Origin of the sequence: Kineococcus sp. GCM10028916, from assembly GCF_042674865.1 — a bacterium.
Classification (GTDB): Bacteria; Actinomycetota; Actinomycetes; order Actinomycetales; family Kineococcaceae; genus Kineococcus.
Genome location: NZ_JBHTFM010000009.1, coordinates 1 through 26,626 on the forward strand (window position 1 = coordinate 1; position 26,626 = coordinate 26,626).

Below are 26,626 nucleotides of genomic sequence, written 5' to 3' on the forward strand. Positions count from 1 at the left end.
GCTGGGGAACCATGCGTCGTACTCGCGTTTGAGGTCGTACCCATGGGCCGGCCGCAAGGACAGCAGCGCGAGGTGAAGCTCAGCTAACGACATGAGAGCACTATGCACGCATAGTACAAACCAAGTGTCTAGCCATGGAGCTTGGGGGCTCTTCTGCACATCCCAACCCCGAGGGCAGCTTGACTGATGTAGTTGAGCATAACAAGAACCATTGAGGTCATTGACACGACCGCCTCTCGGGGCCAAGATCACAAGTGCGCTCTTCCGGTAAGGAAGGGTTTCATAAGTGTGCCGCAAACTACGAAACATCCCGAGTCGCGTCAGGGCCGGATCCCGCGAGGTTCGATCACGTATGCAACTAAACCTTGACTGCTTTGAGCTTCCCCTTGACACACCCTAAAGGTTTCTCCTAACTTCTCAAGAGCAAGATCGTCCAGATTGTTCTGACTCGGAGGTTCAGCTGTGAACGCACAAAAGAGGTTGGCACTGATTACGGCTGGACTGACGGCACTTGGCGGGTTTGCGGTGGCAGGTGCTGCTTCAGCAAGTGCGGCAGTTCCTTCCTGCGTGAGTAGCACTTACAGTGCAGGGCAGACCCTTCCGACACAGAAGGCCCCCAAGGTCACACTGAAGAACAACTGCTCGTCTACGCAGCGCGTGCAGGTCGCGTGGAGCATCTCTTCCGACTCGAAGTGCTTTGTTCTTGCGCCGGGTGGATCCGCTTTTTCGTCCGCCTCGAACACGCTTGCGAAGTTCCAGGGACTGAAGAGCTGCTAATCCAGTTCTTGCGTGGATCTTAAGGTTTGGCAAATGGGGTTGTATGGCTGATTCGTGCCATACAACCCCATTTTGTCTACTTAAGTAAAAATTACTAAGATGCAATTTCTAGCGGTATTTTGGAAATTATCACGTTTAGGGCGTATTGCGGCGTTCTCATCGGCTGACAGCTGAGTACCCCGTGACCCCACCGAAGCGACGGGCGGCCTGCGCCGCTGAGATAGAAACTGGGTCGCACCGATCACCGGCCCTCCGTCACGCCGTCACCGTCGCTGCCGGACCTGGCGCACCGCTGCATGAACAGCGATGGAAGACGAGGAGCCCGCCGAGTACAGCAGCGTTGACGACCTTGAAGCGTTCGCGCTGCGGTGGTCACGAACCTTCCGCGCGGTAGAGCAACGTCGGCGAAGGCCCAGCCGGCCCGCAGCGCCGAGGTCCAAACCGGCACCGGCCGGATCTAGTCAAGAGCGCATCACTTCACTCCCCCCAGCCGAAGCACCGGCTTGCCACCGTCAGCGACGTTGTGGGCCTGGCGCGCTGTGGTGAGCGACTGGCGATGTTGCCCCAAGGAAAAGAGGGCTGTGAGCGGGTCTCAGCCGTTGGCCTCCTGGAAGCGCACGATGAGGTCGTTGCTCAGCCGGCCCCGCTCAGAGACCTCGATGCCGTGCTCCTTGGCCCACTCCCGCACCTGCTGGGTGTTGGGCCTGTCGCCGCTGAACTGCGCGTCGGTCGGCTTGGACGCTGCCCGCTTCGTCACCGGGGTGCGGCGGCCGCTCAGCTTGCGGGCGTTGTCGACGTAGTCGGCGACGGACTCGCGTAACTGCCGGGCGTGCTCGTCGCTGAGGTCGATCTCGTAGGTGACGCCGTCGACGGTGAAGGTGACTGTCTCGTTCGCCTCCGAGCCGTCGAGGTCGTCGGTCAGCAGGATGCGCGTCGTCTGGGCCACAACGTCCATGATGCCGTCGGAGCTGCCCTCCTCCAGAAACACCACGACCCTCAGCTTGGTCATCCCGCGGTACGCGGACGCACCCTGCATGCGGCGAGGCTTGTCGGGCCCAGGTGTCCCAGCAACCAGTGTTTTCGGGACAGGACTGATGCGCGGGACAGGACTGATGCGCCTGACGAGATGATCATGGGTACCCAGAGAGCCGCCGACAGTGCGGCGCACTAGAGCCGTACGCACGCCAACCCGGCTTGGTGTCCCCAGCACGGCAAATCGATGTACGCCGCGGGCCCTGAGAGTCCTTATAGAGGATCCGAAAACTGACTCAAGGGATGAAGACGACAGCCGAACTACACTCATGGCATGATGTAGAGAAGCAGTCCGATGAGTGATCACGCAGGAGGAAGCATGGGCTTCGAGGTTTTCGAGAAGAAGAGCGCACCTCTTGCCAAGGTGCCCAACGTGACGATCCAGCGGCGAGGCCTCTTGTCACTGAACCGCGCCGCGTATGCACTCCTCAAAGACCCCGAAGCAGTTCTGCTGATGTGGGACGCCGATCGCAAGATCATCGGTTTGAAGGCTGCGAGCATTGAAGAGCCGAACGCCTACCCTGCACGTCCGCAGTCCACGAAGACGGGCAAGGGTCCGATCATGGTGGCCGGGACGTTGTTCACGCAGTACTACAAGATCGACACCACTGAGTCGCGCCGGTGGATCCCCTTCCTTGAAGACGACGTGTTGTGCATCGACTTGTCCAAGGACGGCCAGAAGGTTGTCAGCAACCGCAACGCAGCGTCCAACGACTGATCAAGCGCGAGGGAGGAGCAAGATGAGCGTCAACTCAAACGCGCTGCACTCCTTCGTCGACGAGTCGATGCGCCAGGACAAGGGGCTCTACCTGATGGCCGCCGTGGTCGCGGACCCCGACGAGTGCGACTCGGTCCGCGATGACCTGCGCAAGCTGCTCAAGGGCCGGCAGAAGCGGTTGCACTGGCGCGACGAGGACGCACCGCGGCAGCGCAAAATCGCTACCGCGGTCGGCAAGATCACGTTGTCGTCCGTCGTCGTGATTGGGGCACCGATGGACCCCAAACGACAGGAGCGCGCACGCCGGGTCTGCATGGAGAGGCTCTACATGGAGCTGTGGGAGCTCGGCGTGGGCAGCATCTTCCAGGAGCAGCGGACCCCGAGCCTCAACAAGCACGACCACAAGATGCGTGACGCACTGCGCAGCCAGAAGGCGATTCCGGACGAGCTGCGGGTGGAGTTCGCCCAGCCGAACGAGGAGCCGATGCTCTGGATCCCCGATGCCGTAGCGGGCGCCGTCGGGCAGTCGCGAGCAGGAGTCAACGACTACCTGGAGCTGATGGTGCACACCGTGCGAGAGATCGACATCACCTTGCGCTGAGGCGCGAGTGCCCCAAACAGCGCGAAGGCCAGGTCCCGTCGTCCGGCGGGGGTCCTGGCCTCACTTCCCGATCCTCCAGCGGAGGTGGGCAGGTACTAAGAGTGTCTCAAATTGGCCGTACGGTCAATCCGAGGCATAAATTGCATCGGCAGGATCGGACTGCACCTGAGCATGACCCGGTCTACTGGGGACGTCCGATCACTGCCCAGCGCTACCTCATCGTCAGTTCGAGCTGATCGACAGACCGCCGCATCCTCTGGCACAACTCGCTCAGTGCGTCCTTGAACGCATGAACGCCCGTGCCAATCGACACGGGCGTGATGCAACTTGAGCAGACTGCGAAGCGACATCACCGTAGTTCCATGATCATGAGAGTCGACCGTGGCCCTGTGTGATATGCTCCACAGTGGGAGCTACGAGTAGCACCCACGCGCAGTCTCTACAAGGAGACGAGGCCTCGAGAGAGGCTTCTGGGTTGCGCCTTCAGGCTAGCTGGTGCTGACACACCAGGGACGCCATTGAGGCACTTCTCACACGTTCGGACCAACTTTGCCGAACGTCGGACTGGAGCCATCGAGAGGCTCCCGCTTGGTGAAAGACAACGTCAATGTACAACATCGACGCACAACAGCGCAAAATGAAGTCTTCGGACGCATCTTGTCGCGGCAAGCGCATCGAGAGCACGCGAGCGACAAGTCGCTCTCGTGACTCCCCTGCACGCCTCTCCTTGGTCTCCCTGGACCAAGGAGGCGCATCGTGGACGAAGACTTCGACGATGTCGTTCGCACGGTCACAGGCGTCATCAACGCAGGAGCGAACATCGTTCGCGCCCTGACGTGGTGGCTCCGCCGTCGCAAGAGCGACAAGAAGTAGTCGCCGAGCTGGCGGCAGCCAGCCGTGACTGACCGGTCGCACCCCTTGGGGTGCTGACCGCGCCGGGCAAGGTAAGCCAACGCCCGATGCCCACGTCGTAGACGTGGGCCCGTACGCCAGTCGTAGTCGTCAGCCCCGACGGTCAGTCAGGGCTGGCGGCTACCTGGCGAGTGTTTCTGACCTCCTAGTGGCCCGGGCGGTCGCCGTCCGGCTCTGCTTACTCCTCGGGTTCGCCAGAGGTATGGGGTCGATGCCGGCACGGCGTAGGACAGAATTCGCCCGTGCGGCGGCCTGGCGCGAGGACGGGGTGTGCGGCAACGCGCACAGGAAGGCCCCGGTGTCGGGGTCGCTGACCTTCCAGTGCCCTGACCCGGCGGCGTGCTCGACGGTGAAGCCCTGGGCCGCGACGTGCTGCAGGACAGGCCGGATGGTGGCGCTGGCGCCTCGGAAGTTCATGGCTCTGCTCCAGTCCTTATGCGGCTCAGGTGATGCGAGGCCCGCGGCGCAACCCTTGGCCGGCGGGGCGCTTAGCGAACGGCTTGCCGCCGTTGTAGGTCTCCGCGAGGTCGGCCAGGGCCAGGTCGATGGCGTGCTCGAGGAAGCGGCCGGTGGTCCACTCCCCCGGCAGCACGTACAGCGCGTCCCGGGCGCGGTCGGCGTGCTCGGGGCTGACGTATCCGTTGAACTTCACTTTCTTGTCCGGGTCGACGACGGTCTTGGTCGGCGCTTCCTCCGGCGTGCTGGCTCGACCCGCGCGGATCGCCGTCTCGACGTGCTGGATGGCCTCGGGGGTGGGCCGGAGGTCGTGGCTCTCGTCCATCACGATCTGACCCGGTGCGGGGTCAGCCGTCGTCGGCGCCTCGGCCTCGACGGGCTCGGGGGCCGCCTGGGCTGTGCTGGGGACTGCGGCGGGGTCGGGGATGACCGCGTCGAGGGGGTTGCTGCGCAGGCCGCCGCGGCGGTTCTTGGGAGGCATCAGGGGGTCGCTCCTCGCTGGAGTATGGCGGTGGTGACCGCGCGGTAGTCCTCGGTGACGGGCTCGGTGGGGCGTAGGTGATCAGCGGTTCCTGCGCGGAGGGGGCCTCGCGCACGCGCACCGACTGGCGCACCGGGGTCAGGACGGCCTCGCCGAAGCGGGCGGCGCGCTCCGGGGGCCAGGATCGCCGCGAGTCCGGGGTGGTCGCGCGCCTGGACCTGCGGCACGCCTCGGCACTGGTCCGCGAGCTCCGTCTCGCGCCACGGGCCGGGCAGGCCCGCGCGGTGCCGCACGACCTGCGCGACCCGGTTCTCCTGTCCGCTCTCGAGTCGCAGGTGCAGCGCGCTCCCGTCGGCGAAGGTCAGCGCGAGGACGACCCGCCGGCTCTCCGAACCGTCCTGCCCCTTCGACGTGTCCAGCAACTCCGCCCCGGCGATCTCGCCGTAGGCCACCCGCCAGTCGGGTTCGCAGCGCGTCGGGACGGGCCGGGACGCGAGGACGTCGGTGGAGCGCCACCGGTAGCGACCCCGGGAACGGCGCTGGACGAAGAGTTCGACGTGCTCCTCCCCGGCCCTGAGCACGAGGCGCTCGCGCGGGAGGATCCCGCTCTTGTCGCTGCGCTTCACGTCGATGGCCTGCGGGAGCCCCGTCAGCACCCCGCCCTCGACGAACCGCAGCGCCGGAGCGTGCACCCACTCCACCTCACGACGTTCGGTCCACCGCCCCCACGACTCCGGCTGGACGAACTCGTCCTTGCCGGAGCCCCCCGAGGACCACCCGGTGGCCGCCCCGGCGGCGTCGCCGACCACCATCAACGCCACCAGCCCGAGGACTCCGACCCCGGCGACGACCACGCCACCGATCTCGAGCGCGGTGGTCAGGGCACCCGACCGGTCCTGCTCGGGAGGATCCAGCGGTGCGTCGTCCGCGGGGATGCGGGCCCAGCCCAGCACCCGGGGGTCGAGCCGGTCACCGGCGGCGTCGACGAGCCACGCGGGACGGAGCGAGGCGTCGAGGGTGACGCTCGCCACCGGCCGAGCGGTCGGCAGCCACTGCTCGAACGAGGGGAGTTCACGGGCCATGGCTCCAGGATGGAACAGCTCACCGCCGTCCCAGGGCCGAACGGGCGAGCGGCACCCGAGCGGGCGAAGACCCTGGCGTCACGAGGCGGGTACGAAACGTGATCGGTTCCCGACGGGTGGGTGAGGTCCGTTGCGCCATCGGGCGGACCGCGGGGGGATCGAGCCCCGCGAGACCGGCCCGCGGGTGACCGTGGTGGCCCAGCCACCCGTCCCGAGAGGTTCCCGTGTCCGACCTGCGCCTGACCGACGCCGCCGTGACCTCCCTGCGAGGTGACCTGCGTTGCGTCGCCGACGACCTCAGCACCGCCCGCCGCCGCCTCGGCGGCCACGACACCGCTGCGCTCGGAGCCCCGAAGCTGATCCGGCGCCTGGAGGACTTCTCCGACGACTGGAACCACGGCCTCGGCAGGCTCGCCGACCAGGTCGGGACGGCGACCGCCGACCTCGACGTCATCGAGAAGACGTTCGCCGACGTCGACACCAGGCTCTCGGAGTCGTGCCGGTGACCGTGCGCAGCTTCCCCCACCTCGGCGCCGACCCCACCCCGGGCGACGTCCACGGCACCGGCTCCCTCGCCGGCTCCCTGCGCGACCTGGCGGGCGGCCTCGGCGACACCGCCGGCCGGTTGCGCCGCATCGAGGCCGGCGAGTGGCGCGGCCAGGCGGCCCAGGCCTTCGTCGACCAGACCCACCAGGACCTCCTGCCGCTGGTCGAGCGGGCCCGCGACGCCTTCGACACCGGGCGTGACGCGCTGCTGCGCTGGCAGACCCAGCTCGCCGCGTTCCAGGCCGAGGCCGACCACCTCGAACGTGAGGCGGCCACCGCGGCGGCCGGGGTCAGCGCCGCGCAGGCCGCCCGGAACCAGCCCCGCGTCACGGCTCCCGAGGACACCGCGCGGGTCGTCGGGGAGCTCGCCGACGCCGTCGACTCCGCCCAGGCGGGACTCACGGCCGTCCGCAAGCGCTCGCTGGACCTGCACCAGCGCTACCTCGACGCCGCCGACGAGGTCGGCGTCGCGCTCGAGAAGGCCGCCGACCAGGCGCTGCAGCACCACCTCTGGCAGCAGATCGCCGACACCGTCACCGACGGCTGGGAGAAGACCTGGGACTGGGTGAAGGACCACGCCGACGACTTCGCCGCCGTCGGAGACGCGCTCTCGACGCTGTCGTCGGTGTTCGCGACCCTCGCGATCCTGACCGCGGCCATCGAACCCGTCGGCGCGGTCTTCGCGGCCGGAGCCCTGCTCACGAGCGCGGGGGCACTCGCCGCTCACGGCATCGCCGAGCTCGCGGGCGCCGACGTGAGCCTCACGACCATCGGGTTGGACGCTCTCGGTCTCCTTCCCGGGATCAAGGGTGTCGTGGGTGGGGTGAAGGCCGTCGGCGCCGGTACGGAGGGACTGGTGAAGGCCGCCGCCGCGTCGACCCGGCTCAGCGGAGCCGTCACGGTGGACAAGGCTGCGGCGAAGGTCCCGTGGGCGGCCAAGGTGTTCACCACCGAGCTCGCCGAGAAGGCTCCCGGTGTGCTGCAGAAGCCCCTCGGCACGATCCAGGAGGTGGTCGGTGGAAAGGTCGCGGCGGTGACGGTGAGACCCGGAGGGCTGGCCGACCGGGCCAAGTCCGTCGTCGCGAACACGCAGGTCGGTTTCGGCTCCGGTCAGATCGTCGGCACGAAGGGGATCAACGTCGTCGCGGGCCTGATCGGCAAGAAGGTCCCGGCCGTGGCGGGACTGGTGATCGAGGACACCGCGAGCGCCACCGCGAACCTCGTCGACGCCCACGTCAAGATGGCGACCACGGTCGCCGGAAAGGCCTGGGCCGCAGCGAACCCGCGCGAGCCCCACCCCAGCGACCCGTTCGTCGCCGCCGTCCAGGGAGCCTCCCGGTGAACCCCGTCGACGACCTCGGCCTGGAACTGGTCGTCCCGGCGGGTTTCCACGCCCTCCCCCTCGACCTCGACGCCGAGGGGATGCCCGACCCCGACGCGTTCGAGGACCTCGTGACCGGGCTGCTGCCGCACGGCGGCGACGAGCACCGCCTCGTCGTCGCGACCCGGATCCTGGTGCTGCTGCGCGCCCAGGCCGCGGCCCCGATCGAGGTCGGGTTCGCCGCCCTGGGGCTGCTCGGCGACGAGCAGGGCGGGATCGCCCCGGTGACGTTGTCGGTGTCGCGCTCGCCGTCGGCGCACGACGACCCCGAGGTCGCCGCCCGCGGCATCCTGGAACTGCTGCAGCGCAGGCACTCTCCGGCGGACGGCCCCGCGGACGTCCGCTGGCTGGACCTGCCCTGCGGGCCGGCCGTCGTCGACACCCGGTTCGAGCGGCGCAGTTTCGCGCCGGACCCCGCGCCCGCCGAGGACGGACCGTTCCTCGACCACGGGTGCTTCGACGTCCACATCCCGCACCCCGCAGGGGGCTCCGTCGTCGTCGTGACGATCGACTCCCCCGCCCTGCACGTCTGGGGCTCGGTGAGCAACCTCGCGGCTGCCGTCGTCAGCTCCGTCCGCTTCCTCGTCGCCGAGGTCGCGGCGGCCTGAGCTCTCAGCCGGCGGTCTCGGCGGGTCGCGGCTCGCTCCAGGACCCCGGCAGACCCGCCCGCCGGCGGACGAGCTGCCCCGCGGAGTCTCCGCGTCCGGTTTCGAGGTCCAGGTGCAGCGAACTCCCGTCGGCGAAGGTCAGCGCGAAGACGTAGCGCTCGACCTCGCTCCAGTGCTCACCCTTCGCCGACCGGAGGAGTTCCGCTCCGACGGTCTCCGTGTGCGGCACGCGCCAGCTCGGTGCACAGCCGTCGGGGACGGGCCGGGAGACGGGGACGTCGGTGGACTCCCAGCGGAAGCGGCCCCGCGAGCGCCGCACCGTGAACGGCTCCAGGTGGTCACGCCCGACCCGGAGCTCCAGCTCACGACCTCGACGGGACCGGGCTCCGTCGCTCACCACCGGGAACGCGGCCATCCCGAGGAACCCGATCCCGAGCACCACCCCGACACCGATCGTCGCCGCGGTCTCCAGCACGCCGGACGCCGGGCGTGGTCCAGGCCGACGGACAGCACGGGCTGGGCCGTCGCCGACCACTCCTCGAACGTGGGAATCCTCCGGGCCACCTCTCCAGGACGGATCAGGGCCCGACCGCTCCGGACGAGAACGGGAGGTCGCCACCCGGCCGACTCACGCCGCGAGCAGCGCCCCGGCGAGCGCCCGCAGTTCCCGTCCCCGCGAGGTCCAGTCCTGTCCCTGCGCCACCGCGGCGACGCGTTCGGGTCGCGACGGGTCGTCGACGGCGAGCACGTGCAGGACCTGGCGCACGAACGCCTCGCGGTCGGCGACGAACACCGCGCCCGGAACCGCGGTGACAGCCGGCAACGGTGTGCTCACGACGGGCAGTCCTGCGGCGAGGTACTCGAAGGTCTTCAGCGGACTGATGCCCACCGTGAGGGGCGAGACGAGGTAGGGCACGATCCCGACCGTGGCGGCGGCGAGTTCGTCGGCGAGCGCTACCGCGGGGAGGGCGCCGACGATCTCGGCGCCGGCGGCGATCAGCCGTGACCACGCGGGATCCGTTGCAGCGGAGTCGGTCACGGGTCCGATCAACCGCAGTCGCGCGGTCCCGAGGGAGGCGGCGAGGTCGGCCAGCAGGGCCAGGTCGACCTTGTGCGGGGCCAGCGTCCCGGCGAAGACGACCGTGGTTCCACGTGGAACACCGCGTCCGCGGGCCGCGGCGAAGAGGTCGACGTCGCACACGTTGGGGAGGCACGTCGTCCGGGCGAACCCCTGCGCGTCGAGGTGGGCCTGGACGAGGGGACTCGTCGCGACGGCCAGGTCGCTCCCGCGGGCGAGGACGCGTTCGGCCGCCAGCAGCCGTCCCCGGTGCACGCCGGGGTTCTCGTGCAGCAGGTCGACGAGGTGGTAGACGGCGGCGTCGGCGTGACGTTCCAGGCCGTAGGTGAACGGGGTGTAGCTCCAGAGCAGCCGCGGCCCGTCGTGCTCGATCCAGCGCCGGACCTGGCGGCGCAGCAGCCGGGCGTTGACCGGGCGGGTCGAGGGGGCGTGGTGCGGGACGAGCCGCGTGCTCACGACCTCGAGCCCGGCCGGGAGCGCACGTCCGGCGACGGGGACGGACGGACGCAGCCGGTGCAGGACGCGACGGGCGTCGGAGAGCCGCAGTCGCCGGGTGCCGGCTCCCTCGGTGAACACGACCGGCCAGCGCTGCGCGAGGGCCGCGCTGACGTGGTGCTGGTTCGTCGCGATGACGGCGTCCCAGTCGGCGGTGCCCAGCACCAGGACGAGGGGCTTCACCGGCCGGCTGCCGTGACGACCTGGACGACGGTGCGCAGCAGGATCTTGACGTCGAGCCACAGTGACCAGTTCTCGACGTAGTGGTTGTCGAAGCGGGCGCGCTCGGAGATCGAGGTGTCGCCGCGCAGGCCGTGGACCTGGGCCCATCCGGTGACGCCCACGGGCACGCGGTGGCGCCAGAGGTAGTCGTCGTAGTCGACGGTGAACTTCTCGACGAAGTGCGGACGTTCCGGACGCGGTCCGACGAGCGACATGTCGCCGCGCAGGACGTTCCACAGCTGGGGCAGTTCGTCGAGGGAGAGGCGGCGCAGCCACCGGCCGACGGGACCCACCCGACTGTCCTCGCCGACGCTCCAGCGGGTGTCGGACTCGGCGTCGTCCACCCGCAGGGTGCGCAGCTTCAGCAGCGGGAAGTGCCGGCCGTCCATGCCGACGCGCTCCTGGCGGAACAGGACACCGGGGCCGACCTCGAGGCGCACGGCGAGCGCGCACGCGGCGATGAGCGGACTGAGGACGAGCAGCCCGATCGCGGAGGCGGTCACGTCCATGACCCGCTTCAGCCGCCAGCTCTGGGCGCGGAACGCGGGGCGGCGCAGCCGGACGAGCGGGACGCCGCGCACGGACTGCACGAAGCGGTGGGTGTTGGTGACCTGCCAGAACCGGGGGACGGTGAAGATCTCGACGTCGAGGCCCTGGCACCCGCGGAGCACGTCGACGACGACCATCTCGGGGGCGTTGGAGTAGGCGATGACGACGATCTGGACCTCGTGCTCCGCGACGAGCCGTTCGAGGTCGGCGATGCCGCCCAGGACGGGCAGCGGTCGCACCGCGGCGGGCAGGCGGGGGTCGTCGTCGATGAAGCCGATGGGCAGCAGTCCGTGCTCGCCGGAGCCGAGGATCTCGACGAGCTGGGCGCCGAGGCCGCCGCAGCCGACGACGAGGGTGCGCAACGCGACGCGGCGGGACAGGCGGTGGCGGAGGCGGACGGAGTACACGACGGTGCGGGCGACGGTGAACAGCGCGGTCTGGACGAGGACGGCCCGCAGCGCGGTCCCGTCGACCTGCCCGATCCCCAGCGCCCCCTGGGCGATGGAGGCGAGACCGACCGCGGCGATGGCCGCGCCGAGCAGGAGGGGCAGGTCGTCGAGGATGCTGAGGTCGAGGCGGGGCTGGTGGAGACCCGCGAAGGCGTGGACGACCAGCACGGCGGGGGAGAAGACCAGGACGGCGGGCTCGTCGTGGCCGAGCAGCAGGACGACGGCCAGGACGCAGACGGCGTCGGTGGCCAGCAGCAGCAACCCCAGCTGGGACCTGGGTCCGTGGGTGCGACCGATCCCGGACGCGACCCAGCGATCGGCCGGGCGCACACCCGTGCTCGGTTCACTGGCCATGGTCACGCGGTCCTCCAGATCGGACGCCCGGTAGCACGAAGCCCGGGCCTGACCCCGTGATCGTCGTCCCCCCGGCGTGTCGACTTGAGGCCCGAAGCCTCCTCCGTCGCGCCCGGGGCTCCGGGTCCCGGCCCCGGAGCCCGGGGTCAGGTGCGGACGGGGACGGCCGATGGACGTCCGTGGAACTCGTCGACTACCTGCGCGCGCTGCGCAAGCACTGGATCCTGGTGATCCTCTCGGTGCTGCTCGGCGCCGGGGCGGGCGTCGGGGCCTTCAGCGCGAGCGCACCCGTCTACCGCGCGGACAGCCTGCTGTTCGTGTCGATGTACGACACCGGGAACGCGACGGCGCTCATGCAGGGCAGCATGTTCACCCAGCAGCGGGTGCAGTCCTACACGGGCGTGCTGACCAGCCCGAAGGTGCTGCAGCCCGTCATCGACGAGCTCGGACTGAAGACGACGGCCCGTGCGCTGGCGAGCCACGTGAACTCCAGCGCGCCGCTGGGGACGGTCCTCATCGAGGTCACCGTCGACGAGTCCTCGCCGAGGCTGGCGGTGGACGTGGCGAACGCGATCTCCAAGCACTTCGGGACCGCCGTCAGCGAACTCGAGCAGGCCACCCCCGACACGATGAGCCCGGTCCGGGTCAGCGTGCTGCGGCCCGCGGTCGTCCGCGAGGACCCGATCGCGCCGAACCTGCCCCGGACGCTGGCCCTCGGGCTGCTCGCCGGTGTCGTCCTCGGGACCGGTCTCGCCGTGCTGCGCGAGGTGCTCGACACGACCGTGAAGTCGCTGACGACGATCACCGACCACGGCGCTCCCGCCCTCGGGTCCGTCCCCGACGGCCCGGGCGGTCCGCGCCCCGAACTCGTGCTGGAGGGGTCGCGGTCCCCGCAGTCGGAGGCGCTGCGCCAGATCCGGACGAACCTGCAGTTCGCCGACGTCGACCACCCGCCCCAGGTGCTCGTCGTGACCTCCGCGCTGCCCGGGGAGGGCAAGAGCACCACCGCGGTGAACCTCGCCCTGACGGCCGCGACGGCGGGGATGCGGGTCATCCTCGTCGAGGGCGACCTGCGGTTGCCGAAGGTCGCCGACTACCTCGGGGTCGAGGACAGCGCCGGCCTCACGACGGTGCTGGCCGGCCGCGCGGACCTCGACGACGTGCTGCAGCCCTACGGCGACACCGGGTTGTCCGTTCTGGCCAGCGGTCCCATCCCGCTGAACCCCGCGGCCCTGCTGGGGTCGCGGCACATGGCGGACCTGCTGACGCGGCTGCGCGAGCGCGCGGACCTCGTCATCATCGACTCCCCGCCGCTGCTGCCCGTCGCGGACGCCGCCGTGCTGGCCCGTCAGACCGACGGGGCGATCATGGTCGTCAAGCACGGCAAGACGACCCGCGACCACCTGACCCGCGGCCTGGAACGGTTGCGCGCCGTCGACGCGCGAGTGCTGGGCGGGGTGCTGACGATGGTCCCGGCGAAGGCGTCGGAGTTCTCCTACGCCTACGAGTACGGCTACGGGTACAAACCGACCGTCCCCGAGGACGCCGAGGCCGTCGTGCTGGAACGCTGAGACGCGGCTAGCGTCGCGGCTCGTGCACTCCTACCGACCCCGCGAAGGCCACCGCCTGGCCCACGACCCCCTGAACTCGATCGTGGCGCCGCGCCCCATCGGGTGGGTCTCGACGCAGGCGGGCGACGGGACGCTGAACCTCGCGCCCTACAGCTTCTTCAACCTCTTCGCCTACCGCCCGCCGATCGTCGGGTTCTCCAGCATCGGGCGCAAGGACAGCGTCGCCAACGCCGAGGCGAGCGGCGAGTTCGTCTGGAACCTGGCCTCGGCCCACCTGGCCGAGCGGATGAACGCCACCTCCGCCGCGGTCGGCCCCGAGGTCGACGAGTTCGCCCTCGCCGGGTTGACGCCGGAGGCGTCGCTCGAGGTGGGTCCGCCGCGGGTCGCGGAGAGCCTGGTGTCCTTCGAGTGCCGGGTCAGCGGGGTGCAGGAGCTGACCGACGCCACCGGGGCGGGGGTGGACGCGTGGCTGGTGCTCGGTGAGGTCGTCGTCGTGCACGTCGACGAGAGCGTGCTCGTCGACGGGGTCTTCGACACCCTCGCCGCGGATCCGCTGCTGCGCGGCGGCGGACCCAGCGACTACTTCACGATCAGCGCGGAACGGCGGCTGCGGATGGACCGGCCCGCCTGAGTCGTGACACCGTCACTGCCACTGCCCCCGCCCGGACCCGACTGCCGGCTCACCCCGCCGGCCCGGGTCGACCGCTCACCCATCGAGGGGGACGGCCTGTTCGCGACCGCCCCCCTCCCCGCCGGCACGGTCGTCAGCCGGTTCGGTGGGCGCCTCGTCTCCGACGCCGAGCAGCACCGGCTCTTCGCCGACGCGGCCAGGTCCGGGGCCTACGTGGACACGCTCTCCGTCGGGGCGGACCTCAACCTGGTCCTGCCCCCGGACGCACCCCAGCGCGCGGGCAACCACAGCTGCGACCCGAACACCTGGTGGGTCGACCCGTACACCGTCGTCGCGCGGCGGGACGTCGCCGCCGGCGAGGAACTGACCCTCGACTACGCGACGATCACGGACGACCCCGACTTCGTGATGCCGTGCTCGTGCCGGGCGCCGTCCTGCCGCGGTCGGGTCACCGGCCGGGACTGGCGCCTGCCCACGCTGCAGGTGGAGTACGGGCCGCACTGGGTGCCGGTCCTGCGCGAGCGCATCGCCGGTTCCTAGCGTCCGCGGCCGGACGGGGACGCGGGTCCGGGGTTGGTCCCCTCGAGGCCGGCGAACAGCCGGTGCAACCGCCCGCACGCCCGGTCGAACTCCGCCGCGGACCGGTGCTCGACCCACCAGGCGAGGTTGTCGTACGTGACCGCCACCACGCACCGGGCGAACACCGCCGGCCCCGCCACGCCGCACGCCGCCGCCCGCAGGAGGTCCCGGCCGTCGCCGTCCACCCCGGGGTGCAGGAAGGTCTGGCGGTAGAGGTCGGCCAGGTCACGCACCCGGCTGCCCCGCCCGACGGTCTGGCAGTCGACGAGGGTGGCCGTCAGCTCACCGCGGTCACGGTCCAGCAGGACGTTGGCACTGCTGTGGTCACCGTGCACCAGGTCGTCGCGGGGGATGCTCGCCCGGCCGACCCGGGCCACGACCTCGTCACCGTGGCGGACCAGCGCGGCGCCCGCCGGCGTGAACCCCGCCACGTCGGCCTTCCACGGGTGGTCACCCACCAGGACGGCGTCGAGGTGGTCGGAGTCGTCGCGGGCGTCGGGGAACGCCAGCCCGCTCTGCGTCTCGTTGGCCGCCAGGACGGCCCGGGCCGCGGCGAGGTCGAGGCGGGTCATCGGGGTACCGGGCACGTGCTCCTGGAGCAGGAACGTCCCGCCGCCGGCCAGTTCCCCCCAGGTCAGCCACCTCGCCGCGGCCCAACCGCCCGCGATCGCCCGGACCACCACCGGGAAGGCCCGGCGGAGCTGGTCGGACCTGCGACCCGGCGGCTCCCACGTGAGCACGACGGACCGGCCGCGGTCGACGACGACGTGCGCTCCGCCCTGCTCACCACCGTCCAGCCGCCGACACCACCGGTAGTGCGTCCCGATCCGGGCGTTCACCTCCGCCAGGACCGTCTGCTGATCGGCGGGCGACGTCGTTCCGCGGTGCTCGGGCACCCGGCCAGTGTCTCGAGCGGGCGGCTCGACCCGTCGGCGCACGTCGGGGTCAGTGCACGTCGAGGACGGCGCTGCCGGTGTCGGTGGTGGCCACGAGTCGGGGTGCGGAACCCGTTCCGCTCGACGCCGTCCTGGGCACACCGACGCGCGATGCGCCCGTGTCGCTCGTCGCGGTCGCGGCGTAGCGGGTGCCGTCGTCGGGGACCAGGACCCGCACGTCGCCGGTGTCGTTGGTGGCCGTGACCTCGGTGGGGGCCTCGTCGAGCGCGACCCGGACCGCGCCGGTCCGGCCGGCGAGCTGCACGGTGGGGACGACCCCCTGCACCTGCACGTCCCCGGTGTCGACGCGTCCGGTCAGCGACGTGCCGCGCGCCGCGGTCCAGGACACGTCGCCGGTCCCGGAGTCGAAGCGGACGGCGCCGAAGGTGCCCGTCAGGTCCTGGTCGCCGGTCCCCGTGCTGAGGTCCAGGTCCAGTCCTTCCGGCACGGTCACCTCGAAGGCCGCCGAGCACGGCCCCGGCCACACCCGGCCGCACGACGAGCGCAGCTGCAGCGCACCCCCTTCGGCGACCGCGGAGGCCTCCACCGGGGACCAGCCCCCGACGGTGGTGATCCGCACGGTGGCCCGCGTCGCGTCCGGGTCCGCGCGGACGGTCACGTCGCCGACCCCGCCCCGCACGACCACCGAGGTCAGGGCGTCGTCGACCACGACGTCGCGGGTCTCCCGCTCGGCCGTCATGGCGCCCAGGGCGCTCACGGCCACCCCGCCGGTCAGGACGAGGGCGACGGCGGCGGTGACGATGCGGCCGGTGCGCCGCGGACGACGCAGACCCGGGTCGAGGACCGCGCGGTGGTCGGTGGTGAGGAGTGCGGTGGGGCTGTTCACGGGGTGCTCCTGGGGTGGGCGGCGGACTCGAGGTGCCGCAGCACGGCGAGGACGCGACGGTGGTCTTCGGCGTCCGGCGCCAGGCCGAGCTTGGTGAAGATGTTGGACACGTGCTTCTCCACGGCCTTGTCGCTCACGACGAGGCGGGCCGCGACAGCGGCGTTGGTGCGGCCCTCGGCCATCAGGGCGAGGACTTCCAGCTCCCGCGGGGTGAGGCTGGCGAGGGGGTCGTCGCGACGGGCGCGCGAGAGCAGCTGCGCCACCACCTCGGGGTCGACGACCGTCCCGCCGGAGGCGACGCGCTGCAGCGTGGCGACGAACTCCTCCACGTCCGCGACGCGGTCCTTCAGCAGGTACCCGACCCCGCGCGCCCGACCGCCCAGCAGGTCGGCGGCGTAGCGCTCCTCCACGTACTGCGAGAGCACCACCACGGCGGTCTCCGGGTACTGGCGGCGCACGACGAGCGCCGCGCGCAGCCCCTCGTCGGTGAACGACGGCGGCATCCGCACGTCGGTCAGCAGCAGATCGGGACGGTGTTCCCCGACGGCCCGCAACGCCTGGTCCGCGTCGTCGACGGCCGCCAGCACCTCCACGCCCTCGGTGCGCAGCAGCTGGACGAGGCCTTCGCGCAGCAAGACGGAGTCCTCCGCCAGCACGAGGCGCAACGCGTTCACCGCGGGCCTCCGGCGGTCCAGGGGATGCGGACGTCGAGGCGGGTGGGTCCCCCCGGGGGTGAGTCGATGCGCAGCGATCCCTCGACCGCGGCGACCCGGTCGCTCATGCCCCGCAGTCCGCTGCGGCCCTCCGCGACGGTGCCGTTGCCGACGTGCGCGCCGCCGCGGCCGTCGTCGCTGACCTCGACGTGCAGGACGGGATCGCCGGCGGCGACGTCACGGCGGACCGTGACGGACACCCCCCGCGCGGCGGCGTGCTTGGCGACGTTGGTCAGCGCCTCGGAGACGCAGAAGTAGGCGATGGCCTCGGCCGTCGGGGTCGGCCGGTCGGCGGGATCGAGGTCCACGCCGAGGTCCACGGGAACCGGCACCGAGGCCGCGAGCGCCGACAGGGCGGCGTCCAGTCCCCGGTCGGTGAGGACGGGTGGGTGCACCCCGCGGGCCACCGAGCGCATGTCGGCGATGGCCGCACCGGCGGAGGTGCTGGCAGCGTCGAGGAAAGGCCGCGCGGCGTCGGGTCCGGAGCGGTCCAGCGCTCGCTTGGCCATGCCCAGCTGCATCGCCAGGGAAACCAGGCGTTGCTGGGGGCCGTCGTGCAGGTCGCGTTCGATGCGCCGCCGCTCGGCCTCCACGGAGTCCACGGCCCGCTCGCGGGTCTCGGTGAGGGTCTCGACCCGGGCCCGCAGCTGGGCCTCGCGCTGGGCGGGGACGGGTCCCAGCGACCAGGGACCCGAGGCCCGCTCGGCGGCGGTCAGGGCGTGGGCGAGGACGGGGACGAGCAGGACCAGGACGACACCGCTCGTGACGAGCAGGCCGTCGCCGATCGTCACGGTGCCGGGGATCCCGTAGGGCCACGACAACGTCCCGGCGCCGGCCCGCAGGGACGGGGCGAGCACCGCGGCGACACCGGTCCCCGCCAGGCCCAGGACCACGGCCCCACCGACGAGCCCGGCGCTCCCCACGACGGCCAGGTGCCCGACGGTGCGCCAGGGGCCGGGGTCCAGCAGGGTCCGTCGCCACCAGGCGCCGACGCGCGGCACGCGGTGCGGGGGCGCCACGTCGACGCCCACCCACCCCAGCCGACGTCGTTCGAGGCCCGCCGCACCGCTCAGCAGGAGCCGGGCCAGCAGCAGGACCGGGATCCCGACCCCGAGCACGGGGGTCAGCACCGTGCCCAGGACCAGGAGGACCAGCAGCAGCCACCAGAAGACGGACAGGACGACGTCGAGACCGAGGTGCGCGGCGCGCCACCACCCGAGGGCCCACCAGCGCAGAAGACGTGTTGCTCTCACAACTCGAACCTAGGACCCGGTCCAGGTCCGACGGCACAGGGCAGGCTCCCCGAACCCGGGTGGGGAGAACCCCACCACCAGCGCCACGACACGCCCCCGCTGCCCTCGACGTGAGCTCGGCGGAGTCCGGCTCAGCCGGGACGGGAGGAGTCGTCCTCCGCCCCGACCGCGGCAGCGTTCGCCCGCCGGGTGACGAGCACCAGCGCCACCACTGCCGCGAGCCCGCCCACGGCCGCCGCGATGAGCACCACCTGCTCGCTGCCTCCGGCCAGGGCCAGTCCGAGGAGCACCACGGTGGACACCGCGCAGACCACCGCGCACCAGCGCGCGGGGCGTTCGGCGGCCCGGTGCCCCGCCGCCCACGCCGCGTCGCTGCGGGTGGTCGCCCGCGTCCGGATGCCGACGAGACCCCCGCGCCAGGTCGCCGCGGGCAGCGGCGCGGGTGGTGAGCCACACGACGAGCCCGACGATCACGAAGGCGGGGAGCACCCCGGCGGCAGCAGCGAGCCCGTCCACGTCGTCACCCTGGAACCACCTGGGACCGTCTCGCCTCCTCACGGACGATCGGCGGTGTTAGCGTGAACCAGTGCCTGAACCGCTGATCGCGTCCACCCCGCCGCTGCCGCCGGCGCCGGGTACCGCGGCCCACGTGGGGTTGGAGCTCGCGAACAGCACGCTGCGCGTCGCCGGCCGGGGGGGCGCCGGTCACGAGGTGGTCGAGCTGCTGCCCACCCCCGCCGCGGCCACCGCCTGGCTCATCGCCCACGACCTGGCCCCCCGCGACGCGCAGTTGCAGCGTCACTGCGCCGACCGGCTCACCGCTCTGCGCGACGCGGTCCGGGACCTGCTGTCGGCGGCCCTCGCCGACGAGGCGCCGTCCGCCGGCGCGGTGGAGGCGCTGAACGACGCCCTGACCCGCACGCCGGCGGTCCGGCTGCTGCGCTGGGGATCTCCGGCCGGGTTCACCAGCGAGCTGACCCACCCGGCGACCCAGGTCGTGGAGCACGCCATGGCCGCGATCGCCGCCGACGTCGTGGACGTGCTCACCGGCGCCGACGCCACCCTGCTGGCGACCTGTGCGGCCGCGCCGTGCGACCGCTTCATGCTGCGCACCCACGGCCGGCGGCAGTGGTGTTCCACGCGTTGCGGCGATCGCGTCCGGGCGGCACGTTCCTACGCCCGCCGGACCGGTGCACCCGCCTGAGCAGGAACCGCGTCTCACGGAGAAGTACTTCTCTTGGCGTGATGTGCAGGTAGCGTGGGGACGTCCCCACCCGGGGAGCCGGGCCGATCACCACCCTGCCCCACGACCACCTCACCAGGAGCGACCATGACCTCCCCCCGCCGCGCCCTCGTCGTCGTCGACGTCCAGCAGGAGTACTTCAGCGGTCCCCTGACGATCCAGCACCCCGCACCCGAGGACGCGCTGGCCAACGTCGTCCGCGCGGTCGAGACCGCCCGGGCGCACGACGTCCCGATCGTGCTCGTCCAGCACGCCATGCCCGCCGGAGCACCGATCTTCGCGGCCGGATCCCCCGGCTTCGACCTGCACCCCGACCTCCTCGCGGTCACGGACCCCCGGGACGAGCGGATCAGCAAGTCCTTCGGCAGCGTCTTCGCCGGCACCGGCCTCGCGGACCGGCTGCGCGAACGCGAGGTCGACACCGTGACGATCGTCGGGTTCATGACCAACAACTGCGACCTGGCCAGCGCCGTGGAAGCGGAGGGCCTGGGGTTCTCCGCCGAGGTCCTCTCCGACGCCAGCGGGGCGATCGACCTGGACAACGCCGTCGGCCACGTCCCCGCGGCGGTGCTGCACGAGACCCTCATGGTCCTGCTGCACTCCAACTTCGCCGCGGTCGCCACCACGCAGCAGTGGGTCGAGGCGGTCGCCGGTGCGCAGCCCCTGCCTCTGGACAACCTCGTCGACTCCGCGGTCCGCGGCCGCGCACGCGTCGGCGGGTGATCGCGGGCCGTCCGGGTGGGGCTCCTCCTCCTCGAGGAGGAGGAGCGGGGACCTCCGATCTCCTCTTCGAGCAGGTCCTCACGCCCCGCGGCCGTTCGTAGCGTCGCTCTCGACGGGCCGGTGACCACCGGGCCGCGGGCGAGGAGGACGCATGATCACGGCAGAGGCGCTGACGAAGCGCTACGGGACGACGACGGCGGTGGACGGTCTCTCCTTCACCGCCCACCCCGGGACGGTGACGGGGTTCCTCGGCCCGAACGGCGCCGGGAAGTCCACCACCATGCGGATGGTCCTCGGCCTGGAACGTCCCACCGCCGGGACGGTCACGGTCGACGGGCGCCGCTACGCCGACCTGCCCGCACCGCTGCACACGATCGGCGCGATGCTCGACGCCCGGTCCGTGCACCCCGGCCGAACGGCCTTCCGCCACCTGCTCGCGCTGGCCCGCACCCACGGGATCTCGCGCTCGCGGGTGGAGGAGGTCATCGGCCTGACCGGGCTGGAGCCGGTCGCCGGGCGGCGGGTCAGGACCTTCTCCCTCGGGATGGGCCAACGGCTCGGCATCGCCGCGGCGCTCCTCGGGGACCCCGCGACGTTGATGCTCGACGAACCCGTCAACGGTCTCGACCCCGACGGGGTGCTGTGGGTGCGCCGGCTCGTGCGGGACCTCGCCGACGAGGGCCGCACGGTGTTCCTGTCCTCCCACCTCATGCACGAACTGGCGCTCTGCGCGGACCGGGTGGTCATCATCGGCCGCGGCCGGCTGCTGGCCGACGCGTCGGTCGAGGACGTCCGGCGCCGGTCGCGCAGCGCCGGTCTGGTCCGCGTCCGCAGCACCGACCCCGACGTCCTGGCGCGGGCGCTGACGCAGCTGGGCGCCGAGGTGGTCGGGCAGCACGACGGTGCGCTGCACGTCCGGGGCCTCTCGGCCGAGGAGGTCGGGGCCGCCGCCGGCCGCGCCGGGACGGTCGTCCTGGAGCTCGGATCCGAGGGCGGTTCCCTGGAGGAGGCGTACCTGGACATCACCAGCGGTGCCGTCCAGCACCACGCGGGAGGTTCCCGATGAGCGCCTCCACCACGGCCGCACCGGCCCGCACCGGCCCGTCCTTCGCCCGGGTCGTCTCCGCGGAGTGGACGAAGCTCCTCGGTCTGCGGTCCACGACGGTGATCGCCGTCGTGACCGTGGTGGCGACCGGGGCCCTGACCTTCCTGTTCGCGAGCGCCGCGTCGGGCGACCCGGGCTTCGTCCCGACCCGCAACCTGACGGACGCGCTGCCCCTGGCCTTCATCGGCCCGCTGGTCCTGGGGGTGCTCGTCGGGACCGGCGAGTTCAGCACGGGGACGTTCCGCTCGACGTTCGCCGCGGTGCCGCGACGCGGACCGGTGCTGGCCGCGCAGGTCGTCGTCACGGCCTGCTCCGTGCTCGGGATCGCCGTCCTGACCGTGGCCGCGGCGGTGCTCGGGATCCTGCCCTCGGCGGCGGCGCGGGACGTGGACGTCGACCTGCTCGGGGCCGGGGCCCCGCAGATCCTCCTCGGATCGGTGTCCTTCTTCGTCGGCACGGCGCTGCTCGGTCTGGCCGCCGGGGCGCTGCTGCGCCGGACGGTGCCCGCGCTGGTCACGGTGTTCGGGGTCCTGCCGGTCCTGCCGGTCCTGCTGTCGCTCGCGGTGGACTTCACGACCGACCCGCTGGAGGCCTCGACGTCGGGAACGACGCCTCCGGGCACGGCCGCGGTGAACACGGTGGAGACCTTCACCCCCGTCGGTGCCGGTGGGGTGCTGACGACGCCGGACGGTTCCGGGCTCGACGGGGCTCCCCGGCTCGGTGCGGCGGGGGCCACGCTGGTCCTGGCCGGGTGGGTGGCGGTCCCGCTGGCCGCGGCCGCGTACCGGTTGCGTCGTCGTGACCTCGTCTGAGACCGGTGCGGTGCGGCGCCGGGCGGTGACCCTGCCGCGGGTGCTGCACGCGGAGTGGACGAAGCTCGCGAGCCTGGCCTGGCCGGTGTGGGTCGTCGTCGGGACGGTCGCGGCCGCCGGCTCGCTGGCGTTCGTCCTGGGCCTGTTCGTCGGGCCCGGGGACGCGGTGACGGGGACGTCGCTGGCCACCACGGGGAACCTGCCGGCCCTGCTCGGGGTGCTGGTCCTCGGGGTGCTGGTCGGGACCGGGGACTTCGCCACCGGGACGTCGCTGGTGGTGTTCGCCGCGGTGCCGCGCCGCCTGCCGGTGCTCGCGGCGCAGGTCGTCGTCGTCGCGGTGGTGTCCCTGGTCACCGCCGTGGCGGCCCTGGCGGTGTCGGTGCTCGCGACCACCCCGGCACGCGCCGGTGCCGGGGTCTCCTGGGAGCTGACCGATCCGGCGACCCGGCACGCCGCCGTCGGGTACGTGCTGTTCCTGACCGGTGTCGGGGTCCTCGGGGTCGGCCTCGGGGTGCTGCTGCGCCGTCCGCCGGCGGCGCTGACGAGCGGCGTCCTCCTGTTCGTGGTGGTCGACCAGGTGCTGGCCGCCAACCCCGGGCGGGTCACCGACGCGGTCCGCGCCCTCCTCCCCGCCGGCGCGACCCGGCTCTTCGCCGACGGCGCCGGCGGCGGACCCGTGCTGGCCACCTGGTGCGCCGCGGTGGTCCTGCTCGCCGGGTTCCGGTTGGTCCGCCGGGACGTCACGTGAGCGGCCCACCGCCTCCGACCCGCCCCGGGGGTGCTCGGTGGGAGTCTGGGGCGGTGACCACCCACCCCGTCGGCTCCGGGGAGCGCGCGAGCACCGGCCGGTTCCTCGCCTCCCCGTGGACGGCGCACTCGGCGGTGGTCGCGGTGGTGCTGCTGACCGGTGCGGCCACGGCGCTCCTCGCCGCGGAAGCGGTCCGGGGGGCGACGACGCTCGGGCTGTTCCTGCCTGGAGCAGGGGTGCAGGAGCGGGTCGTGCGGACGTGGCTGACCGGCACCGCGCTGGGGGCCGTCGTGCTCCTCGCCCGGCGGCGGCACCCGCTGGTCGTCCTGGCGGTGCTGACCGGGCTGGCGCTGCTGTCGTTGCGGGTGGCCGGTGTGCTGGGGGTGCTGGGCCTCTGCCTGGCCTGGGGACTGCGTGCGGTGGCGGTCCGGCACAGCACCCGCACCGCGTGGACCGCCGGGGCCTGCGCGCTCGCCGTCGTGACCGTCGCGGTGTGGTCGTGGCAGGACATCGGCCTCGGGGAGGTCCTGTTCTGGAGCGACGAGGTGGGGGCCGTCCCCGGCCCCTTCGCCCGGCAGCTGACCCAACCGGAGTTCTCGGCGGGGCGCCGGTCGTGGACGGTGCTGCTGCTGCTCGTGCTGCTGCTGCTGGGCGGCGTGACCGGCGCGGCCGTGCAGACCCGCCGCCTGCACGCGGAGGACCTCGTCGAGCGCTACCGGGCCGTGGCCCGCGAGCGCGACGCCGGTGCCGCCCTGGCCCGCTCCGCCGAACGCGCCCGGATCGCCCGGGAGATGCACGACATCGTCGCCCACAGCGTCTCGGTGATGGTGGCCCTCTCCGACGGTGCGGCCGCCGCCCTCGACCGCGCTCCCGACGCCTCGCGCCAAGCCCTCGCCGAACTGTCGCGGACCGGGCGGGACGCGCTGCAGGACATGCGCAGCGTGCTGGGTCCGCTGCACGGGGACGGTGACGGTGGTGACGACGTCCCCACCTCCCCCACCGAGACGGACCTGGCCGCCGTCGTGGAGCGCTTCCGCGCCGCCGGCCTCCCCCTGACGGCGAGCGGCCTGGAGACTCCCCTGCCCCACGACACCGCCCTGCGCCTGGCCGTCGTGCGCATCGTGACCGAGGGACTGACCAACGTGCTGCGCCACGCCCCGGGGACCCCCTCCGCCGCAGTGGCGTTGCGGCGCACCGGCTCGGCCGTCGAGGTCGAGGTCGTCGACGCCGGCGGCACCCGCGCGGGGGAGGACGAGGGGACCCGGCGCGGCCTCATCGGCATGCGCGAACGCGCCGCGCTCCTGGGCGGCGACGTCCACGCCGGTCCCGGGGACGGGGGAGGCTGGCAGGTCCGCGTCGTCCTGCCGACCCGCGGGAACGACGAGGAGGGACACCCGTGACGACCGTGCTGCTCGTGGACGACCAGGCGCTGCTGCGCATGGGCTTCCGGTTGGTCATCGGGTCGGAGGACGACCTCGACGTGGTCGGGGAGGCCGCCGACGGTGCCGTCGCGCTGGAGCAGGTCCGTGCGCTGGCCCCGGACGTCGTCCTGATGGACGTCCGGATGCCCGGGATGGACGGCATCGAGGCGACCCGGCGCATCGCGGCGGAGCACCCGACCTCGCGGGTGCTGGTGCTGACCACGTTCGACGTCGACGAGTACGCCTTCGAAGCGCTGCGGGCCGGGGCGAGCGGTTTCCTCGTCAAGAGCGCGGAACCCGCCGAACTCGTCGACGCCATCCGGATCGTCGCCGCGGGCAGTTCCGTCGTGGCACCGCGCGTGGTGCGGCGCATGCTCGACCTCTTCGCCCCGCACTTCCCCACCACGACAGGGCCCGACGACGGTCTGGACCCCCGGCTGCGTTCCCTGACCCCGCGCGAGCTCGACGTGCTGCGCTGCATCGCCGACGGGTCCTCCAACGCCGAGATCGCGGATCACCTCGTCCTGTCCCTGACCACGGTCAAGACCCACGTGAGCAACGTCCTGGACAAGCTGGGGCTGCGCGACCGGGTGCAGGCGGTCATCGCGGCCTACGAGTTCGGGCTCGTCGGGACGGGCGAACGGCGGAACCGGCCGGCCTGATCGACGCGCTACGCGAGAGGCGCGGGCAACGCGGCGACGAGCGCCGCGAACGCCTCGTCGAGGCGACGTCCGGCCTTGAGCTGCTCCTCGAGCTTCTGCCCGTGCACGTCGGCGACGTCGTCGGAGGCCTGGTCCCGGGGGGCGGTCGGCCCGCGCCAGGCGGGCGCCGCGGTCACCAGCGAGCGCAGACCGGCGGCGGGGGCGGCGCTCGCGGGCAGCCGGTGGTCCTCACCGAGGCGGCGGGAGATCCGGGCCAGTTCCAGGACGGTGAACACGCGCCGCTGCACGGGCGGGACGATCGTGATCACGTGCGCGCGCTGGTCCCGGGTCATGGTCAGGACGAGGTCGGCCGCGCTGACGAGCTGCGGGTCGACCTGGCGGGCCGGGGTCGGCTCGGGGACGGGACGCCGCAGCGCACGCAGCACCTCCGCCACGGCGCGGTCGGTCGGTTCACCGACCAGTGCGATCGTCCCGGCCGAAGTGACCCGGATCGTCGCGGCGGCCTCGCCGAACCGCGCGCCCAGGTGGTGGCGCAAGAGGGCAGCGGCCATCGGTGAGCGGCTGATGTTGGCCGTGCAGACGACGAGGACCTCGAACCGGGTCCTCACGAGGGGCTCACGGAGCCATCTTGAGCATCTGCCGTCGTTCGCGCAGCGCCGCCAGCAGCGCGCCCGTCTCGACCTGCGGCGCGCCGTCGAGGATGCACTGCTTGGCGGCCAGCGCCGCCGCGGCCGCCACCTGCTCGTGGCTCAGCCCGCTGGCCGTCGAGGCGACCCGGGGCCACTCCACGGTGCTCAGGTCGAACCCGCGCAGCCGGCGCAGCACGATCTCCTGCACGACACCGGTGCTCGGCAGCGGGTAGTCGATGACGGTGTCGAAGCGACGCAGCACCGGCCGGTCGAGCAGTTGCGGACGGTTCGTCGTGACGACGAGCACGCTGGCCGAGGCGTCGAGTTCCAGCATCCCGGTGAACGCGCGCAGCACGTCGCGCAACCGGGAGCGGCTGCGCTCACCGCCGTCGGGGTCGATGAGGGCGTCGACGTCGTCGAAGAGGCAGACGCCGCGGCTCTGGGCCAGCAGGTCGAAGACCAGGGACAGCTTCGCGATGGCGTCCTCGGCGGCGAGGTCGGCGAAGACGTCGAGGCGGACCGCGAACACGGGCAGGGCGAGCTCCGCGGCCAGGACCTCGGCCGTCATGGACTTGCCCGTCCCGGACTGCCCGGTCAGGAGCAGCTTGCGCAGCGGGTCGAACCCCTTGGCCCGCAGCGTGTCCGCGTGTCGTTGTTCGGTGAGGACCCGGTGCAGGCGGGCCATGACGTCACTGCCGAGGGCGAGGTCGGCCAACCCGACGGTGGGCAGCGAGACGGTGAGGACCTGGGCGAGCTCTCCGCGGGGCTGCGCGACCGAGGACGGCGCGGCCGGCTGCGGGGGCGCCTGCGGGCGGACGCTGGCCCGGCGGGTCTCGAGCAACCCGCGCAGCTCCTCGACCTCCTTGGAGCGCCCGGCCTTCTCGAGGACCTCGGCGACGGCAGCACGGAACCGCACGTCGTCGCCCGCGCTGTGACTCTCCACGAGTGCCCTGACGTGCGCCGCGGTCGCCAGCAGCCGTGCCTCCACCCCAACAACTTACCGTGAGTCACCC

At 72.3% G+C, this 26,626-nt stretch carries 28 protein-coding genes; 15 read left to right on the forward strand and 13 right to left on the reverse strand.

Translation table 11 applies throughout. The features are described from left to right. Positions 1–1,369: 1,369 nt before the first annotated feature. Positions 1,370–1,768, reverse strand: coding sequence for an Lsr2 family protein (locus tag ACFQ46_RS10655; protein ID WP_380259478.1), 399 nt, complete (start codon positions 1,766–1,768; stop codon positions 1,370–1,372). 360 nt (positions 1,769–2,128) lie between these two features. Here ACFQ46_RS10655 and ACFQ46_RS10660 point away from each other — a divergent pair, with 360 nt between their 5' ends. After that, entirely contained in the window at positions 2,129–2,527 is a 399-nt protein-coding gene (locus tag ACFQ46_RS10660) for a hypothetical protein (RefSeq protein ID WP_380259479.1), read from the forward strand. Positions 2,528–2,549: 22 nt separating this feature from the next. Then, positions 2,550–3,128 carry a hypothetical protein gene (locus ACFQ46_RS10665; protein ID WP_380259480.1) on the forward strand — a complete coding sequence of 193 codons (579 nt, stop codon included), beginning with the start codon at positions 2,550–2,552 and terminating at the stop codon, positions 3,126–3,128. Between the two features lie 1,354 nt (positions 3,129–4,482). Here ACFQ46_RS10665 and ACFQ46_RS10670 read toward each other — a convergent pair. Both ACFQ46_RS10670 and ACFQ46_RS10675 read right to left on the reverse strand, forming a co-directional pair. Then, positions 4,483–4,977 (reverse strand): hypothetical protein, encoded by a 495-nt coding sequence (locus ACFQ46_RS10670; RefSeq protein WP_380259481.1) that lies wholly within the window; start codon positions 4,975–4,977, stop codon positions 4,483–4,485. Next, positions 4,977–6,059 (reverse strand): hypothetical protein, encoded by a 1,083-nt coding sequence (locus ACFQ46_RS10675; protein WP_380259482.1) that lies wholly within the window; start codon positions 6,057–6,059, stop codon positions 4,977–4,979. The genes ACFQ46_RS10670 and ACFQ46_RS10675 overlap by 1 nt, the downstream gene beginning before the upstream one ends. A 224-nt stretch (positions 6,060–6,283) precedes the next feature. Between ACFQ46_RS10675 and ACFQ46_RS10680 the strand changes: the two genes are divergently transcribed. Genes ACFQ46_RS10680 through ACFQ46_RS10690 form a run of 3 tightly spaced genes read left to right on the forward strand, consistent with a single transcriptional unit; the run spans position 6,284 to position 8,594 of the window. After that, positions 6,284–6,565 (forward strand): hypothetical protein, encoded by a 282-nt coding sequence (locus ACFQ46_RS10680; protein ID WP_380259483.1) that lies wholly within the window; start codon positions 6,284–6,286, stop codon positions 6,563–6,565. Then, positions 6,562–7,947, forward strand: coding sequence for a hypothetical protein (locus ACFQ46_RS10685; RefSeq protein WP_380259484.1), 1,386 nt, complete (start codon positions 6,562–6,564; stop codon positions 7,945–7,947). The genes ACFQ46_RS10680 and ACFQ46_RS10685 overlap by 4 nt, the downstream gene beginning before the upstream one ends. Then, positions 7,944–8,594 (forward strand): hypothetical protein, encoded by a 651-nt coding sequence (locus ACFQ46_RS10690; RefSeq protein WP_380259485.1) that lies wholly within the window; start codon positions 7,944–7,946, stop codon positions 8,592–8,594. Before ACFQ46_RS10685 ends, ACFQ46_RS10690 begins: the two co-directional genes overlap by 4 nt. A 4-nt stretch (positions 8,595–8,598) precedes the next feature. Here ACFQ46_RS10690 and ACFQ46_RS10695 read toward each other — a convergent pair whose 3' ends face one another. The 3 genes from ACFQ46_RS10695 to ACFQ46_RS10705 all read right to left on the reverse strand — a co-directional run bounded on the left by ACFQ46_RS10695 (position 8,599) and on the right by ACFQ46_RS10705 (position 11,741). Further along, a complete protein-coding gene (locus ACFQ46_RS10695) occupies positions 8,599–9,069 on the reverse strand; it encodes a hypothetical protein (protein WP_380259486.1) in 471 nt (156 codons plus the stop codon). A 153-nt stretch (positions 9,070–9,222) separates the two neighbouring features. Next, on the reverse strand, positions 9,223–10,350 hold the full coding sequence (locus tag ACFQ46_RS10700; RefSeq protein WP_380259487.1) for a glycosyltransferase: 1,128 nt from the start codon (positions 10,348–10,350) through the stop codon (positions 9,223–9,225). Beyond that, positions 10,347–11,741 carry a sugar transferase gene (locus tag ACFQ46_RS10705; RefSeq protein WP_380259488.1) on the reverse strand — a complete coding sequence of 465 codons (1,395 nt, stop codon included), beginning with the start codon at positions 11,739–11,741 and terminating at the stop codon, positions 10,347–10,349. Before ACFQ46_RS10705 ends, ACFQ46_RS10700 begins: the two co-directional genes overlap by 4 nt. Positions 11,742–11,920: 179 nt before the next feature. Between ACFQ46_RS10705 and ACFQ46_RS10710 the strand changes: the two genes are divergently transcribed. Genes ACFQ46_RS10710 through ACFQ46_RS10720 form a run of 3 tightly spaced genes read left to right on the forward strand, consistent with a single transcriptional unit; the run spans position 11,921 to position 14,483 of the window. Continuing rightward, on the forward strand, positions 11,921–13,312 hold the full coding sequence (locus tag ACFQ46_RS10710; protein ID WP_380259489.1) for a polysaccharide biosynthesis tyrosine autokinase: 1,392 nt from the start codon (positions 11,921–11,923) through the stop codon (positions 13,310–13,312). A 22-nt stretch (positions 13,313–13,334) separates the two neighbouring features. Continuing rightward, positions 13,335–13,943, forward strand: a complete 609-nt coding sequence (locus ACFQ46_RS10715; protein ID WP_380259490.1) for a flavin reductase family protein — start codon at positions 13,335–13,337, stop codon at positions 13,941–13,943. Between the two features lie 3 nt (positions 13,944–13,946). Then, a complete protein-coding gene (locus ACFQ46_RS10720) occupies positions 13,947–14,483 on the forward strand; it encodes an SET domain-containing protein (RefSeq protein ID WP_380259491.1) in 537 nt (178 codons plus the stop codon). Here ACFQ46_RS10720 and ACFQ46_RS10725 read toward each other — a convergent pair. The 5 genes from ACFQ46_RS10725 to ACFQ46_RS10745 all read right to left on the reverse strand — a co-directional run bounded on the left by ACFQ46_RS10725 (position 14,480) and on the right by ACFQ46_RS10745 (position 18,704). Beyond that, positions 14,480–15,418 carry a hypothetical protein gene (locus tag ACFQ46_RS10725; protein ID WP_380259492.1) on the reverse strand — a complete coding sequence of 313 codons (939 nt, stop codon included), beginning with the start codon at positions 15,416–15,418 and terminating at the stop codon, positions 14,480–14,482. The genes ACFQ46_RS10720 and ACFQ46_RS10725 overlap by 4 nt on opposite strands. 49 nt (positions 15,419–15,467) lie before the next feature. After that, a complete protein-coding gene (locus ACFQ46_RS10730) occupies positions 15,468–16,304 on the reverse strand; it encodes a DUF4097 family beta strand repeat-containing protein (protein WP_380259493.1) in 837 nt (278 codons plus the stop codon). Then, on the reverse strand, positions 16,301–16,969 hold the full coding sequence (locus ACFQ46_RS10735) for a response regulator (protein ID WP_380259585.1): 669 nt from the start codon (positions 16,967–16,969) through the stop codon (positions 16,301–16,303). The genes ACFQ46_RS10730 and ACFQ46_RS10735 overlap by 4 nt, the downstream gene beginning before the upstream one ends. A gap of 5 nt (positions 16,970–16,974) precedes the next feature. Further along, a complete protein-coding gene (locus ACFQ46_RS10740; protein ID WP_380259494.1) occupies positions 16,975–18,270 on the reverse strand; it encodes a histidine kinase in 1,296 nt (431 codons plus the stop codon). A 131-nt stretch (positions 18,271–18,401) separates the two neighbouring features. Continuing rightward, entirely contained in the window at positions 18,402–18,704 is a 303-nt protein-coding gene (locus ACFQ46_RS10745) for an SdpI family protein (protein ID WP_380259586.1), read from the reverse strand. A gap of 152 nt (positions 18,705–18,856) precedes the next feature. Here ACFQ46_RS10745 and ACFQ46_RS10750 point away from each other — a divergent pair, with 152 nt between their 5' ends. From ACFQ46_RS10750 to ACFQ46_RS10780, 7 genes are all read left to right on the forward strand, one after another. Next, positions 18,857–19,474, forward strand: coding sequence for a CGNR zinc finger domain-containing protein (locus tag ACFQ46_RS10750; protein WP_380259495.1), 618 nt, complete (start codon positions 18,857–18,859; stop codon positions 19,472–19,474). Between the two features lie 126 nt (positions 19,475–19,600). After that, a complete protein-coding gene (locus ACFQ46_RS10755; RefSeq protein ID WP_380259496.1) occupies positions 19,601–20,236 on the forward strand; it encodes an isochorismatase family protein in 636 nt (211 codons plus the stop codon). A gap of 151 nt (positions 20,237–20,387) precedes the next feature. Then, positions 20,388–21,302, forward strand: coding sequence for an ABC transporter ATP-binding protein (locus ACFQ46_RS10760; RefSeq protein WP_380259497.1), 915 nt, complete (start codon positions 20,388–20,390; stop codon positions 21,300–21,302). Next, a complete protein-coding gene (locus tag ACFQ46_RS10765) occupies positions 21,299–22,153 on the forward strand; it encodes a hypothetical protein (protein WP_380259498.1) in 855 nt (284 codons plus the stop codon). The genes ACFQ46_RS10760 and ACFQ46_RS10765 overlap by 4 nt, the downstream gene beginning before the upstream one ends. Continuing rightward, positions 22,140–22,901 (forward strand): hypothetical protein, encoded by a 762-nt coding sequence (locus ACFQ46_RS10770; protein ID WP_380259499.1) that lies wholly within the window; start codon positions 22,140–22,142, stop codon positions 22,899–22,901. Before ACFQ46_RS10765 ends, ACFQ46_RS10770 begins: the two co-directional genes overlap by 14 nt. Positions 22,902–22,954: 53 nt before the next feature. Beyond that, positions 22,955–24,301, forward strand: coding sequence for a sensor histidine kinase (locus ACFQ46_RS10775; protein WP_380259500.1), 1,347 nt, complete (start codon positions 22,955–22,957; stop codon positions 24,299–24,301). Beyond that, complete coding sequence (locus tag ACFQ46_RS10780) at positions 24,298–24,984, forward strand: response regulator (RefSeq protein WP_380259501.1); 687 nt, start codon at positions 24,298–24,300, stop codon at positions 24,982–24,984. Before ACFQ46_RS10775 ends, ACFQ46_RS10780 begins: the two co-directional genes overlap by 4 nt. Before the next feature lie 8 nt (positions 24,985–24,992). On the opposite strand, the gene ACFQ46_RS10785 is transcribed toward ACFQ46_RS10780, so the two are convergent. Both ACFQ46_RS10785 and ACFQ46_RS10790 read right to left on the reverse strand, forming a co-directional pair. After that, on the reverse strand, positions 24,993–25,592 hold the full coding sequence (locus ACFQ46_RS10785) for a hypothetical protein (RefSeq protein ID WP_380259502.1): 600 nt from the start codon (positions 25,590–25,592) through the stop codon (positions 24,993–24,995). Positions 25,593–25,599: 7 nt separating this feature from the next. Then, positions 25,600–26,601, reverse strand: coding sequence for an ATP-binding protein (locus ACFQ46_RS10790; RefSeq protein WP_328293693.1), 1,002 nt, complete (start codon positions 26,599–26,601; stop codon positions 25,600–25,602). Between the last annotated feature and the right edge of the window lie 25 nt (positions 26,602–26,626).